This is a genomic window from Streptomyces sp. TRM68416, from assembly GCF_014596915.1.
Classification (GTDB): Bacteria; Actinomycetota; Actinomycetes; order Streptomycetales; family Streptomycetaceae; genus Streptomyces.
Map to the genome: position 1 here is coordinate 68,775 of NZ_JACVWU010000008.1, position 14,460 is coordinate 83,234.

11 protein-coding genes are annotated in these 14,460 nt (G+C 71.9%); 8 read left to right on the top strand and 3 right to left on the bottom strand.

Features of this window, described 5'->3' with window-relative positions:
* Positions 1-43: 43 nt before the first annotated feature.
* Positions 44-1,603: a purple acid phosphatase family protein gene (locus ICC28_RS14985; protein WP_188289054.1), complete on the bottom strand. Its 1,560-nt coding sequence runs from the start codon at positions 1,601-1,603 to the stop codon at positions 44-46.
* Positions 1,604-1,746: 143 nt separating this feature from the next.
* On the opposite strand from ICC28_RS14985, the gene ICC28_RS14990 reads away from it, so the two are divergent.
* Both ICC28_RS14990 and ICC28_RS14995 read left to right on the top strand, forming a co-directional pair.
* Entirely contained in the window at positions 1,747-2,790 is a 1,044-nt protein-coding gene (locus tag ICC28_RS14990) for a 3-isopropylmalate dehydrogenase (protein WP_188289055.1), read from the top strand.
* A gap of 242 nt (positions 2,791-3,032) precedes the next feature.
* On the top strand, positions 3,033-4,121 hold the full coding sequence (locus tag ICC28_RS14995) for a branched-chain amino acid aminotransferase (RefSeq protein WP_188289056.1): 1,089 nt from the start codon (positions 3,033-3,035) through the stop codon (positions 4,119-4,121).
* A gap of 195 nt (positions 4,122-4,316) precedes the next feature.
* On the opposite strand, the gene ICC28_RS15000 is transcribed toward ICC28_RS14995, so the two are convergent.
* Positions 4,317-5,768 carry a cytosine permease gene (locus ICC28_RS15000; protein WP_188289057.1) on the bottom strand — a complete coding sequence of 484 codons (1,452 nt, stop codon included), beginning with the start codon at positions 5,766-5,768 and terminating at the stop codon, positions 4,317-4,319.
* A gap of 146 nt (positions 5,769-5,914) precedes the next feature.
* Here ICC28_RS15000 and ureA point away from each other — a divergent pair, with 146 nt between their 5' ends.
* From ureA to ICC28_RS15030, 6 genes are all read left to right on the top strand, one after another.
* The gene (ureA, locus tag ICC28_RS15005) at positions 5,915-6,652 is read left to right on the top strand and encodes an urease subunit gamma (protein WP_188289058.1); all 738 of its coding nucleotides are present in this window, start codon (positions 5,915-5,917) and stop codon (positions 6,650-6,652) included.
* Complete coding sequence (locus ICC28_RS15010) at positions 6,649-8,361, top strand: urease subunit alpha (RefSeq protein WP_188289059.1); 1,713 nt, start codon at positions 6,649-6,651, stop codon at positions 8,359-8,361. Before ureA ends, ICC28_RS15010 begins: the two co-directional genes overlap by 4 nt.
* An 8-nt stretch (positions 8,362-8,369) precedes the next feature.
* Positions 8,370-9,404: an agmatine/peptidylarginine deiminase gene (locus ICC28_RS15015; RefSeq protein ID WP_188289060.1), complete on the top strand. Its 1,035-nt coding sequence runs from the start codon at positions 8,370-8,372 to the stop codon at positions 9,402-9,404.
* A 118-nt stretch (positions 9,405-9,522) separates the two neighbouring features.
* Positions 9,523-10,170 carry a TetR/AcrR family transcriptional regulator gene (locus ICC28_RS15020; RefSeq protein ID WP_188289061.1) on the top strand — a complete coding sequence of 216 codons (648 nt, stop codon included), beginning with the start codon at positions 9,523-9,525 and terminating at the stop codon, positions 10,168-10,170.
* A 286-nt stretch (positions 10,171-10,456) separates the two neighbouring features.
* Positions 10,457-12,061, top strand: a complete 1,605-nt coding sequence (gene cimA / locus ICC28_RS15025; RefSeq protein WP_188289062.1) for a citramalate synthase — start codon at positions 10,457-10,459, stop codon at positions 12,059-12,061.
* A gap of 152 nt (positions 12,062-12,213) precedes the next feature.
* Complete coding sequence (locus ICC28_RS15030; protein ID WP_188289063.1) at positions 12,214-13,560, top strand: hypothetical protein; 1,347 nt, start codon at positions 12,214-12,216, stop codon at positions 13,558-13,560.
* Between the two features lie 41 nt (positions 13,561-13,601).
* Here the strand turns inward: ICC28_RS15030 and ICC28_RS15035 are convergent, their stop codons facing one another.
* Positions 13,602-14,381 carry a S1 family peptidase gene (locus ICC28_RS15035; RefSeq protein WP_188289064.1) on the bottom strand — a complete coding sequence of 260 codons (780 nt, stop codon included), beginning with the start codon at positions 14,379-14,381 and terminating at the stop codon, positions 13,602-13,604.
* Positions 14,382-14,460 lie beyond the last annotated feature (79 nt).

Below are 14,460 nucleotides of genomic sequence, written 5' to 3' on the forward strand. Positions count from 1 at the left end.
CCCACCAGCCGGGAGCCGCACCCGCTCGGGGTGCGGCGCGGGATCACGCCCCGCGCCGCACCTCGAAATGGTCGATGCGCTCCCCGGACTGGGCCAGCGCCGACACCTTCAGTCGCGGCCGCGTCCCGCTCACCGCCTCCACCGACAGCAGTGAGAAGCCCCGGTAGCGCACGCGCGACCACTCCACGGTCTCCGCGTCCGACTGCCGGGACCGCGTCCACCGGAAGGTCTCGACCGACTCCCGCTCACGCACATGACCCTCGTAGCTCTCCGCCACGCCCGCCGGGAAGCCGTACAGATCCTTCCCGCCGCCGCCCGCGGTGACGTAGACGGTCCCGTCCCGCGTCGGATCGGTCGACCCGCCGACCGGTACCCGCCGGCCCACCTCGCCGCCCCGGACGGCGTCGGTCCGCTCGTAGACGTGGTTGTGCCCGTTGATCACCAGGTCCACCCGGTGCTTCTCGAACAGCGGCACCCATGCGTCGCGCACTCCGCCGTCGGAGGCGTGGGACGAGGTCGAGTACGCGCAGTGGTGGAAGAAGACGACGACGAAGTCCACCGCCGGGTCGGCGCGCAGCGACGCCAGCCGCTTGTCCAGCCACGCCGTCTGCCTCCCGCCCGTGCAGCCGAAGTTGGCGGGGATCTCGTACGAGACGTCGTTCGCGTCCAGCGCGACGAAGCCGACGTTGCCGTACACGAAGGAGTACACGCCCGGTGCCGTACGCGGGTCGAAGCCGCTGTCCGGGAGGGACCAGCGGGCCAGCTGGCCACCGTAGCCCTCGGGCGAGTACCAGGCCTCCATGTCGTGGTTGCCGGTCGTCACCATCCACGGCACCGACCGGGCGACCTCCTCGTTCTGCTTCAGGAACAGGTCCCAGAAGCCGGGGTCGTAGCCGTCCGACTCCAGGCCCCGGCCCTTCGCGTTGGCGTAGCAGATGTCGCCCGCGTGCAGGTGGAAGGCCGGGTTCTGGCGCAGCAGGACGTCGTCGTTGGCCGCCGCCGCCCTGCTCACGCCCTGGTCGCCGAAGGCGGTGAAGACGAACCGCTCCGGCCGGGCCGGGGCCGTGCGGAACGAGGCGATCGTCGGGCGGTGTTCGGCTGCGGCCGGATCGAAGCCCTCGTGGCCGACGCCGTAGTAGTACGTCGTGCCGGGCAGGAGGTCGTCCAGCGCCGCGTGCACGTAGTACTGGTCGAGGGCCGGGCGCACGCCCTCGACCCCGGGGGTGTGCAGCGCCCGCACCTCGGCGGCGATCCGGCGGCCCAGCTCGTCGGGGCGGGTGCCGATCCTGACGTACGGCCCGCGCACCGCGGCCGGGACCTGCCACGAGACCCGCATCTGTGTCCTCGGGTCGGCGCCGAAGGCGAGATGGCGGCCGAAGGGGACGACGGCGGAGCCGGGGGCGCGTGCAGTCGTGGCCGTGGCCGTCGCGGTCGTCGTGGTCGTCCTCGCGTCCGAGCAGCCCGTCAGCAGTCCGCCCGCCACCGCGCCCGCCGTCACCAGCGTGCGACGCCGGACCCGCTTGGCGCGCAGGTACTCGTACTGCTCGGCCATGCTCATACGGCGCGCGAGCCGCTCGGGGATGCCGACGTCGGGAAGGTCCATGCCGGTGAAGTTCCCAGCGCACGTCAACACCCGTCGCACATACGGGTGAACGCCGGTCGACGGGCCGGTGCCCGACGGCCGCCGCTTGTCCGTATCGCGGACAGCGCATGTCATCCCATGGGACGAGGAGTAGGGTGCCCGACATGTCTCGCAGCATCGATCTCGCAGTGATCCCCGGTGACGGCATCGGCCAGGAAGTGGTGGCCGAAGGCCTGAAGGTCCTCTCCGCCGTCCTTCCGCAGGATGTGAAGCTGGAGACCAAGGAGTACGACTTCGGCGCCCGGCGCTACCACGCCACCGGTGAGACCCTCACCGACGCCGACGCGGAGGCCCTGAAGCAGCACGACGCCATCCTGCTGGGCGCGATCGGCGACCCGAGCGTCCCGTCCGGCGTCCTGGAGCGCGGCTTCCTGCTCAAGCTCCGCTTCCTCTTCGACCACCACGTCAACCTCCGTCCGTCGAAGCTCCTCCCGGGTGTCGCCACCCCGCTGGCCGGCCAGCCCGAGATCGACTTCGTCGTGGTCCGCGAGGGCACCGAGGGCCCGTACACCGGCAACGGCGGCACCATCCGCAAGGGCACCCCGCACGAGGTCGCCACCGAGGTCTCCGTCAACACGGCCTTCGGTGTCGAGCGCGTGGTCCGCGACGCCTTCGCCCGCGCCCAGGCGCGCCCGCGCAAGAAGCTCGCGCTGATCCACAAGAACAACGTGCTGACCTTCGCCGGACACCTGTGGACCAACACCTTCAACAAGGTGGCCGAGGAGTTCCCGGACGTCACCACCGAGTACATGCACGTCGACGCGGCGACCATCTACCTGGTCACCCAGCCCGAGCGGTTCGACGTCATCGTCACCGACAACCTCTTCGGCGACATCATCACCGACCTCGCCGCGGCCGTCTCCGGCGGCATCGGCGTCGCCGCCAGCGGGAACATCAACCCGTCCGGCGAGTTCCCCTCGATGTTCGAGCCGGTCCACGGTTCCGCGCCCGACATCGCCGGCCAGGGCAAGGCCGACCCCACCGCCACGGTCCTGTCCGTCGCCCTGCTCCTGCGCCACCTCGGCTACGACGCCGAGGCCGACCGCATCGACACGGCGGTCGCCGCCGACCTCACCGAGCGCGTCGGCAAGCCCGCCCGCTCCACCTCGGAGATCGGCGACGCGCTCGCCGTACGCGTAGCCGGCTGACCCCGCCGCTGCCCCACAGCCGCCGGGTCCCTTCTGCGCCCGGCGGCTTCCCCATGTCCCCCGCCGGGTGCCACCATCATCCTCTGGGCCGCATTCACGCCGTTTTCTTCCACGGCCGCCCGCGCGCGATAATCGAACGCGGAGCCGCGGAATGAGGGAATGCTCGGACGTCCTAGCACTGGCCACTGGCAGTACGGGCGTGAGCGCGGCCCGTCACTACAACCGGTGAAGGACAACCACTCATGACGACGCCCACGATCGAGCTCAAGCCCTCCGCCAGCCCGCTCGCCGACGCCGAGCGCGCAGCGATCCTGGCCGACCCCGGGTTCGGCCGCCACTTCACCGACCACATGGTGACGATCAAGTGGACCGAGGGGCGCGGCTGGCACGACGGCCAGCTCGTCCCGTACGCGCCGATCTCCCTGGACCCGGCCACCATGGTCCTGCACTACGCGCAGGAGATCTTCGAGGGGCTGAAGGCCTACCGCCAGCCCGACGGCAGCGTCGCCACCTTCCGCCCGGACAAGAACGCCCTGCGCTTCCAGGCCTCCGCCCGGCGGCTCGGCATGCCGGAGCTGCCGGTGGAGACGTTCATCGAGGCGTGCGACGCGCTGGTCAAGCAGGATGCGGCGTGGGTCCCGGCGCACGGCGGCGAGGAGTCCCTCTACCTGCGCCCGTTCATGATCGCCACCGAGGTCGGTCTGGGCGTCAAGCCGGCCAACGAGTACCTCTTCCTGGTCATCGCCTCCCCGGCCGGGGCCTACTTCCCCGGTGGCGTGAAGCCGGTCTCCATCTGGGTCTCCGAGGACCACGTCCGTGCGGTGCCGGGCGGCATGGGCGACGCCAAGACCGGGGGCAACTACGCCGCGTCCCTGCTTGCGCAGGCCGAGGCCGCGGCGGAGGGGTGCGCGCAGGTCTGCTACCTCGACGCGGTCGAGCGCAAGTGGGTCGAGGAGCTGGGCGGCATGAACCTGTACTTCGTGTACGAGGACCGGATCGTCACGCCGTCGCTCACCGGGTCCATCCTGGAGGGCGTCACGCGTGACTCGCTGCTCCAGGTCGCCCGCGATCTGGGGTATGCCGCGGAGGAGGGGCGCGTCTCCGTCGATCAGTGGCAGCGCGATGCCGAGAGCGGGGCGCTGAAGGAGGTCTTCGCGTGCGGTACCGCGGCGGTGATCACTCCCGTCGGCACGGTGAAGCGTACGGGGGCGCAGTGGCAGCAGTCGGGCGGCGAGCCCGGCGAGGTCACGCTGAAGCTGCGCCGGGCGCTGCTTGACATCCAGCGTGGTACGGCTGAGGACCAGCACGGCTGGATGCACCGGCTGGGCTGACAGCCACCCTGGGTGGGGGCGGGCCTCCTGGGGGCTCCGCCCCCGGGCCCCCGGCCTGTGCCCACCCACCACCCGACTCGGTGGGGAGAGAGGCGGGCGTCCTCGGGGGCTCCGCCCCCGGGCCCCGGGCCCGTGCCCGACTCGGTGGGGAGATGAGGTGGGCGTCCTTGGGGGCTCCGCCCCCAGGCCCCCGGCCTATGCCCACCCACCACCCGACTCGGTCGGGAGAAGGGGCGGCGCAGGTGTCTCGGGCTCCGGTCGCTGTCTGTCGGAGCCCGGTGTCGACAGCAGGTACGTCACCCCGCCCACCAGCCCCGACAGCAGGAAGCTGCAGTCCACCCCGCCGGTCAGGGACAGGAGCGGGCCCTCGTAGGAGGGCAGCGCCACCGCGAGGACGCCGATCGTCGCGCCGAGGGCCCAGGAGGCCGTCGCGGGGATGTTCCAGCCGCCCCGGTACCAGTAGATCCCGCCCCGGGCGCGGCGGTTGAAGACCTGGAGGGCCTCCGCGTCGTAGACCCCACGGCAGCGGGCGAAGCCGATCAGGGTGATGACCGCCCACGGGGTGCCGATCGCCGTCAGCAGCAGCACGAACGACGTCATCGCGTCCTGTGCCGTCGAGGCGTAGTGGCCGGCGAAGACGCAGGCCGTGGCGAGGACTGCGACCGCGCAGGTGGCCTTGGCGCGGGAGAGGCGCGGCAGGATGGCGTCCAGGTCGAGGCCCATGGAGTAGAGCATCAGGCCGGCGTTGCCCACCGAGCCGGCCGAGGCGGCGAGCAGCAGCGGCAGCAGGTACCAGGCCGGCGCGGCCTCGGTGAGCGGCCCGGCGTAGTCCAGGGCGGCTCGGGCGGCGTACGAGGTGAAGGTGCCGAAGAGCTGCGGCACGAGCAGGCCGAGCAGCAGCCCGAGCCAGGTCGCGCGCAGCACCGTGCGGGAGGAGTGGCGGGCGGGGGAGATGTACCGGGTGTAGTCGCCGAGCAGGGTGATGAAGGCGATCGGCCCGGAAAGGCCCGCGGCCACCGCCGCCAGCAGCCACGTCGGCCAGAACCCGCCCAGCAGATAGCCGCCCGCGTCCGGCAGTGCGGACGTGGTGAAGTCGGGGGCGTAGGCGATCACGCCGAGGAGCAGCAGGGCCGTCATGCCGATGGCCAGCACCCGTGACATCGCCAGCAGCACCCGGTAGCCGTAGACCGCGGCCGTGACCGTCGCCGCGGCGAGCACCCCGTAGACCACGGCGTACGACAGGTCGCTCGCCGGTATGCCGAACATGCGGCCGAGTACGCCGACCGTCACATCGCCGCCGATCCACACGGTCAGCGCGGTGTAGCCGAGGGCCAGCAGCAGGCCGACCACCGAGCCGACCAGTCGGCCGCGCACCCCGAACTGGGCGCCGGAGGACGTGGACAGGTTGGTCGCGGTGCGCAGCGAGATCAGCGCGAGCGGGGCGGTGAGGGCCGTGCCCACCACCGTGCCGATCACGATCGACGACACCGACGACCACCAGTCGAGGCCGAAGGCCGGGGGCAGCCAGCCGAAGACGATCACGCCCAGGCAGAGGTTCGAGCCCAGCAGGATCGAGACGAGGTCGCGGGGCCCGCTGGTGCGTTCCTCGTCGGGGATGGTGTCGACTCCGCGCCGTTCCATCGGCATGGCAGGTCTCCCTTGATCGGCCGCCTTGAGAGTTAGAGCGACGTTCAATGTGACGTTGTCCGCGCTGGCGCGTCAATGTTTCCGTCGAACGAATCTGTGTTTAGAGTGATGCTCTAACTTGTGGAAGGCAAGGAGGTGCCCGCGTCATGAGACTGACCCCCACGGAACGTGACCGGCTGCTGCTCTTCGGGGCCGCCGAGCTGGCCAGGGCGCGCAGGGCCCGGGGTCTCAGGCTGAACGTCCCCGAGGCGACCGCGCTCATCGCGGACACCGTGTGCGAGGCGGCCCGGGACGGACTGCGGCTCGCCGAGGCGATCGAGCGGGCCCGCGCCGTCCTCGGCCCCGACGACGTCCTGCCGGGCGTCGCCGACATCGTCACCGAGGTGCATGTCGAGGCCGTCTTCGACGACGGCTCACGGCTCGCCGTGGTGAGCGACCCGATCGGCGGCTCCCTCGGCCCCGACGCCCCCGAAGCCCTCGACGCCCCCGGTGCCCTCGGCCCCGACGCCCCCGGTGCCCTGCTCCCCGGCCCCGAGCACGCCGAACCCGAGGCGGCGCTGCGGCTCACGGTCACCAACACCGCCGCCGTGCCGGTCTCGGTCACCTCCCACTTCCACTTCTTCGAGGCCAACCCGCGCCTGGACTTCGTACGGTCCAAGGCCTACGGCATGCGCCTCGCCGTACCCGCCGGGTCCTCCGTCCGCTTCGGGCCGGGGGAGTCCCTGCAGGTCGGCCTCGTGCCGATCGGCGGCGCCCGCGTCGCCATCGGCTTCGCCGGACTCGTCGACGGGCCGCTGGACGCGCCCGGAGCCCGCGAGGAGGCTCTGCGCCGCGCCGCCGCCTGCGGCTACCTGGGAACCAAGGACGAGGAGGGCACGCGATGAGCCGCCCCGGAGGCCACCCGGCCGAGGCCCGCCGCCTCACCCCCTACGAGTACGCGGCCACCCACGGCCCCCGCGCCGGCGACCGTGTCCGCCTCGGCGACTCGGGGCTGACGATCCAGGTCGAGTCCGACGCGCAGCGCTACGGCGACGAATTCCTCGCCGGTTTCGGGAAGACCGCCCGCGACGGACTGCACCTCAAGGCCGCCGCCGTCCGCGACACCTGTGACGTCGTCATCAGCAACGTCGTCGTGATCGACGCGGCACTGGGCATCCGCAAGGTCTCCATCGGCATCCGCGAGGGGCGCATCTGCGCGATCGGACGGGCCGGAAACCCCGACACGCTCGACGGCGTCGACGTCGTCGTCGGCACGGGCACCTCGATCGTCTCCGGCGAAGGGCTCATCGCCACCGCCGGTGCCGTGGACACCCACGTCCACCTGTTGTCGCCGCGGATCATGGAGGCCTCGCTGGCGTCCGGCGTCACCACGATCATCGGGCAGGAGTTCGGGCCGGTGTGGGGCGTCGGGGTCAACTCCCCCTGGGCGCTGAAGCACGCCTTCAACGCCTTCGACGCCTGGCCGGTCAACATCGGCTTCCTCGGCCGGGGTTCGTCCTCCGGCCCGGCCCCGCTGGTCGAGGCCCTCGCCGAGGGCGGCGCCTGCGGGTTCAAGGTGCACGAGGACATGGGCGCCCACACCCGCGCCCTGGACACCGCCCTCCGGGTCGCCGAGGAGCACGACGTCCAAGTCGCCCTGCACAGCGACGGGTTGAACGAGTGCCTGTCGGTGGAGGACACCCTGCGGGTGCTGGAGGGCCGCACCATCCACGCCTTCCACATCGAGGGCTGCGGCGGCGGACACGTGCCCAACGTCCTGAAGATGGCCGGAGTCCCGAACGTCATCGGCTCCTCCACCAACCCCACCCTCCCCTTCGGCCGGGACGCGGTCGCCGAGCACTACGGCATGATCGTCTCCGTCCACGACCTGAAGACCGACCTGCCCGGCGACGCCGCCATGGCCCGCGACCGCATCCGCGCCGGGACCATGGGCGCCGAGGACGTGCTGCACGACCTGGGCGCGATCGGCATCACCTCCTCCGACGCGCAGGGCATGGGGCGCGCGGGGGAGACGGTCCGGCGTACGTTCGCCATGGCCGGGAAGATGAAGGCCGAACTCGGCGACCCCGGCGTCGGCCACGACAACGAGCGCGTCCTGCGCTACATGGCCAAGCTGACCATCAACCCGGCCATCGCCCACGGCCTCTCCCACGAGGTCGGCTCCATCGAGGTCGGCAAGCTCGCCGACATCGTGCTGTGGCGCCCTGAGTACTTCGGCGCCAAACCGCAGCTCGTGCTGAAGTCCGGCTTCCCGGCCTACGGCGTGGTCGGCGACCCCAACGCGGCCACCGACACCTGCGAACCCCTCGTCCTCGGCCCGCAGTTCGGCGCCCACGGTGCCACCCCCGCCGACATCTCCGTCGCGTTCGTCGCGCAGGCCGCCCTGGACCAGGGCGGCGACACCATGCCGACCCGCCGCCGCAGGGTCGCCGTGCGCGGCACCCGCGGCATCGGACCGGCCGACCTGCGCCTCAACTCCCGTACCGGAGCCGTCGACGTCGACCAGCGCACCGGCCTGGTCACCCTCGACGGCGAACCGCTGCGCTCCGAACCGGCCGACGCCGTCTCCCTCAACCGCCTCTACTTCCTCTAGGACAGCCGATGACCTTCCGAATGCCCCCCGAGTGGGCCCCGCACGAGCGCACCTGGATGGCCTGGCCGGGACCCAACGCCACCTTCACCGACGACCGGGAGCTGGCCGAGGCCCGCGCGGCCTGGGCCGCCGTGGCCCGCGCCGTCCGCCGGTTCGAGCCGGTGACGATGGTGCACGGCCCGGGACAGGGCGAGGGAGCGCGCGAACTGCTCGGCCCCGACATCGAGTTGGCGGAACGCGAGCTGGACGACGCGTGGATGCGGGACATCGGCCCGACGTTCGTCACCGACGGCAGCGAACTGGCCGCCGTGGACTGGACGTTCAACGGCTGGGGCGCCCAGGACTGGGCCCGCTGGGAGCACGACGCCAAGATCGCCCGCCATGTCGCGGACCTGGCCGGGGTGCCGGTGCTGTCCTCGCCGCTGGTCAACGAAGGAGGCGCCATCCATGTCGACGGCGAGGGCACGGTCCTGCTGACCGACACCGTGCAGCTCGGCTCCGGACGCAACCCCGGCTGGACCCGCGAGCAGGTCGAGGCCGAGATCCACGCCAGGCTCGGCACCACCAAGGCGATCTGGCTCCCGCACGGCCTGACCGGCGACTACGGCACCTACGGCACCCAGGGCCACGTCGACATCGTCGCTGCCTTCGCCCGCCCCGGCACCGTTCTCGTCCACAGCCAGCGCGACCCCGCCCACCCGGACCACGCCCGCTCCCGGTTGTACGTCGACATCCTGAGCGCGGCGACCGACGCCAAGGGCCGCCGCCTGGAGGTCGTCGAGGTCCCCGCGCCCACCGTCCTGAAGGACGAGGACGGCGACTGGGTGGACTACTCCTACATCAACCACTACCTCTGCAACGGCGGAGTCGTCCTGTGCGGCTTCGACGACCCGCGCGACGAGATCGCGGCCGGGATCTTCCGCAGGCTGTTCCCCGAGCGGACGGTCACACTGGTGGACGCCCGTACCATTTTCGCGGGCGGTGGAGGCATCCACTGCATCACCCAGCAGCAGCCGAAGATCCAGACCCGGCAGCAGTCGTAGACCCAGACCCGGCAGCAGTCGTAGACCCAGACCCGGCAGCAGTCGTAGACCCAGACCCAGACCCAGCAGCAGCCGTAGACCCAGACCCAGCAGCAGCCCAAGACCTAGGAGCCGAAGGATGGCCGGTGCGGCACGAGCGCGGAAGAACGCGCCGCCGCGCGAGGACGTACTCGCCGCCGCCATGGAGATGATCGCCGAGCGCGGTCTGGAGAAGCTCACCATGGCGGCGCTCGGCCGTGCGGTCGGGATGAGCAGCGGCCATCTCCTCTACTACTTCCACTCCAAGGACGAACTGCTGCTGCAGACCCTGGAATGGAGCGAGGGCCGCCTCGGCGCCGAACGCGGACGGCTGCTGACCCGCACCGCTCCCGCCCGGGAACGGCTGGACGCCTACGTCGACCTGTACGTCCCCGACGGCCACCGCGACCCGCACTGGACGCTGTGGCTGGAGGTCTGGAACCGCTCGCAGAACGCCGACGACGGCGCGCGCGACCGGCAGGCCGCGATCGAGGGCGCCTGGCACCGCGACCTGGTGGCCCTGCTGGCGGAGGGGGTGTCGAGGGGGGAGTTCCGGACCGTCGACCCGGACCGCTTCGCCGCCCGCCTGCGGGCCCTCCTCGACGGCTTCTCCATCCACGTCGCGATCGGGCTGCGCGGGACGGACCGGGCGCAGGTCCTCGGCCACGTGGGCGAGTTCCTCGCGGACAGCCTCCTCGCCGCGCCCGGAACGACCGACCCGCGCCCGGAACTACCGACCGCATTCTGAGACAACGGTGAGTGAGGGGCGGGGGTTGTGCCAGACTGCCCCCGTGCTCTCGTTCGCCATGATTATTGGCAGCAGGCGCGCCGGTCCGCAGTGACCGCCACGTACGACCAGGTACGGGCGGACACCGTCGTCCTCGACCCGCGCGCAGACCTCTCGCACCCGCGAGGGGTTTTTCGCATTTCTGGCCCACCTACAGCCGGGAGCGCAGCGCGAGGGATCATTGGAGGACGGTGGAGCCGGTCATTCCGGTAAAGACCGAGATCCATACATCAGGAGCCTTCAGACCATGACGGAAACCAGCGAACTCGACGACTCGTTCCACGTCTTCGACACCACCCTGCGCGACGGCGCCCAGCGTGAGGGCATCAACCTCACCGTCGCGGACAAGCTGGCCATCGCACGGCACCTGGACGACTTCGGCGTGGGCTTCATCGAGGGCGGCTGGCCCGGCGCCAACCCGCGGGACACCGAGTTCTTCGCCCGCGCACAGCAGGAGATCGACTTCAAGCACGCCCGGCTCGTGGCCTTCGGCGCCACCCGCCGAGCGGGCGCCAAGGCGGCGGACGACCCGCAGGTCAAGGCCCTCCTGGACTCCGGAGCCCCGGTCATCACCCTGGTCGCGAAGTCGCACGACCGCCATGTGGAACTGGCGCTGCGCACCACGCTCGACGAGAACCTGGAGATGGTCCGCGACACGGTCTCCTTCCTCAAGGAGCAGGGCCGCCGCGTCTTCGTCGACTGCGAGCACTTCTTCGACGGCTACCGCGCCAACCCGGAGTACGCCAAGGCGGTCGTCCGTACGGCGTCGGAGGCCGGCGCGGACGTCGTCATCCTCTGCGACACCAACGGCGGCATGCTCCCGGCGCAGGTCCAGGCGGTCGTCGCGACGGTACTGGCGGACACCGGCGCCCGGCTCGGCATCCACGCCCAGGACGACACCGGGTGCGCGGTGGCGAACACGCTGGCCGCGGTGGACGCGGGCGCGACCCACGTGCAGTGCACGGCGAACGGCTACGGCGAACGGGTCGGCAACGCCAACCTGTTCCCGGTGGTGGCGGCGCTGGAGCTGAAGTACGGCAAGAAGGTGCTGCCGGAGGGCAGGCTGCGCGAGATGACGCGCATCAGCCACGCCATCGCCGAGGTCGTCAACCTCACCCCCTCCACGCACCAGCCCTACGTCGGCGTCTCCGCCTTCGCCCACAAGGCGGGCCTGCACGCCTCCGCGATCAAGGTCGACCCGGACCTGTACCAGCACATCGACCCCGAGCAGGTCGGCAACACCATGCGGATGCTCGTGTCGGACATGGCCGGCCGCGCCTCGGTGGAGCTCAAGGGCAAGGAACTCGGCGTCGACCTCGGCGACGACCGCGAACTGGTCGGCCGGGTGGTCGAGCGGGTCAAGGAGCGCGAGCTGGCGGGCTACACCTACGAGGCGGCCGACGCCAGCTTCGAACTGCTGCTCCGCACCGAGGTACAGGGCAAGCCGCTGCGGTACTTCGAGGTCGAGTCCTGGCGGGCCATCGTCGAGGACCGCCCCGACGGCAGCCACGCCAACGAGGCCACCGTCAAGCTGTGGGCCAAGGGCGAGCGCATCGTCGCCACGGCGGAGGGCAACGGCCCGGTCAACGCCCTCGACCGCGCGCTGCGCGTGGCCCTGGAAAAGATCTACCCCCAGCTCGCCAAGCTCGACCTCGTCGACTACAAGGTCCGCATCCTGGAGGGCGTCCACGGCACCCAGTCCACCACCCGCGTGCTCATCTCCACCTCCGACGGGGCGGGCGAGTGGTCGACGGTGGGCGTCGCGGAGAACGTCATCGCGGCATCCTGGCAGGCGTTGGAGGACGCCTACACGTACGGCCTGCTCCGCGCGGGAGTCTCCCCGGCGGAGTAGCCCACAGCCCGCCCCCGTTGCACCCATTGGCAGATCTGGGCCACCGACAGGCCGCTTTCACGGCGTGTCGGCGACCCGGAGTGGCCCAGATCTGCCGATTGCCGCCCATCGCACCCCGCCCGTTTGCCCGTTTCGTCGGGTAGCGTCGAAGTATGAGGACTCCGATGCTCCGGGGTCTGGTGCGCTGGGCCCTCGTGCCGGTCGCCGCCCTGCTGGCGGTGCTCATGGCCGGTGCGCCGGGTGCGCACGCGGCCACGGATCTCTCCACCGTCGCCGCGGCGCTGCGCGAGAACCCCGTCTACGTGGACCCCGCCGCCTCCGACCAACTGTCCGCGGCGGACGCCGAAGCGCTCGCCGACAAGATCAGAGACGCCGACAAGCCCGTCTTCGTCGCCGTCCTGCCCGCCGACCAGCCCGAGCGGGACCTGTTCGTGAACCTCCGCACGGAGACCGGCGTCACCGGCCTGTACGCCGTGCGCAGCGGCGACCGCTTCGGGGCGCGGGCCGACTCCGCCGTGCTGAGCGAGCAGGCGGTGGGCAACCTGGTCACCGCCGTGCGGGGCACCGACGACACCAAGGCGCAGCTCAACGACTTCGTCGACAGCGCCCTGCGCAGCGACGTCGGCGGCTCGGCCCCGGCCTCCTGGGGCTCCAGCACGTCCGACGGGGTGCCCGTCGCCGGTCTGGTCACCACCGGCGTGGTGCTGGCCGCGGGCGGTGCGGGCGCGTACGCGCTGGTACGGCGGCGGCACCGGCAGCGCGAGGAGGAGCGGCGGGCGGCGCTGGAGAAGCTGCGGGTGGTGGTCGACGAGGACATCACCGCGTTCGGCGAGGAACTGGACCGCCTGGACTTCCACCCGGGCGAGCCCGGCGCCGACGACGCCATGCGCGGCGACTACGAGCGCGCCCTGGACTCCTACGACGAGGCCAAGTCGTTCATGGCGGCCGCGACGAAACCGGAGGAGGTGCGTGCCGTCACCCAGGCCCTGGACGACGGCCGCTTCTCGCTCGCCCGGCTCGCCGCCCGCCGCGAGGGACGGCCGCTGCCCGACCGACGGCCGCCCTGCTTCTTCGATCCCCGGCACGGCCCGTCCGTCGCCGACGTGGCCTGGACGCCGCCGGGCGCCGCGACCCGCGAGGTCCCGGTCTGCGCCGCCGACCGGGCCCGCCTGGCCGACGGCGAGGACCCGATGATCCGCGAGGTCACCACCGACACCGGCGCCCGCCGCCCGTACTGGGAAGCGGGCCCCGCCTACGGCCCCTGGGCCGGCGGCTACTTCGGCGGCGGCATCCTGCCCGGCCTGCTCATCGGCACGATGCTCGGCAGCATGATGGCCAGCCCCGCCTACGCCGCCGAGTACGGTTCCGGATACGGCTACGGCGCCACCGGCGGCGGCTACGAGGGCGGCGACGTCTCCGGAGCCGACTTCGACTCCGGAGACTTCGGCGGCGGGTTCGGCGACTTCGGCGGTGGAGGGGACTTCGGCGGGGGCTTCTGACCCGCCGAGTCCTTTTGCGGCGAGGCCGCCCTTACACCGAGCTACAGCGAGGCCGCCGCCGAGGCGATGGCCGAGGCGAAGGTGGAGACCTCGGCGTAGACACCGGGGGCGTTGGGGCGGGCGCAGCCGATGCCCCAGCTCACGATGCCGACCTGGATCCACTCGTTCGCGGAGTCCCGGCGGAACATCGGGCCGCCGGAGTCGCCCTGGCAGGTGTCGACGCCACCGGCGGTGTAGCCCGCGCAGATCTCCTCGTTCGGGATGAGACCGCCGTAGCCGCTGTACGAGCGGCAGGTCGCGTCGCTGACGAACGGCACGGTCGCCTTGAGCAGGTAGCGCTGCTGGGCGCCGCCCTGGGTGGCCGCGCCCCAGCCGGCGACGGTGAAGGTGCCGCTGTTGTACTGCGTGTTCGTGGCGATCTTCAGCGTGGGCAGGTTGATCGGCCGGGCGAGCTTGATGAGCGCCCAGTCCTTGCCGTCGCCGTTGTAGCCGGGCGCGCGGTAGACGTAGGTGGAGCGGACCTGGATCCGGCTGCTGGACTGGAGGTCCACGACACCGGCGGTGGCGGTGATGCCGGTGTTGGGGCCGGTGCGGCCGACGCAGTGCGCGGCGGTGAGCACGATCTGCTGGGTGTAGAGCGCGCCGCCGCAGCCCATCGACAGCCGGACCATGAACGGGAACTCGCCCTGCGCGGCACGGGTTCCGCCGACGACGGGCGCGGGGGCCGCCTGCGCGGCGGACACGGGCTGAAGACTGACGACGGCGAGGGCGGCGGTGGCCGCGACCGCGCATCTCTTGAGCGCCTTGAGGAGAGACTTCAACGGGATGCCTTCCGTGGGGGGTTGGTGGAGGCATGCGCAATCCGCGGCTGCCGATGAACGCGGCGGTTGTCGCGGACAT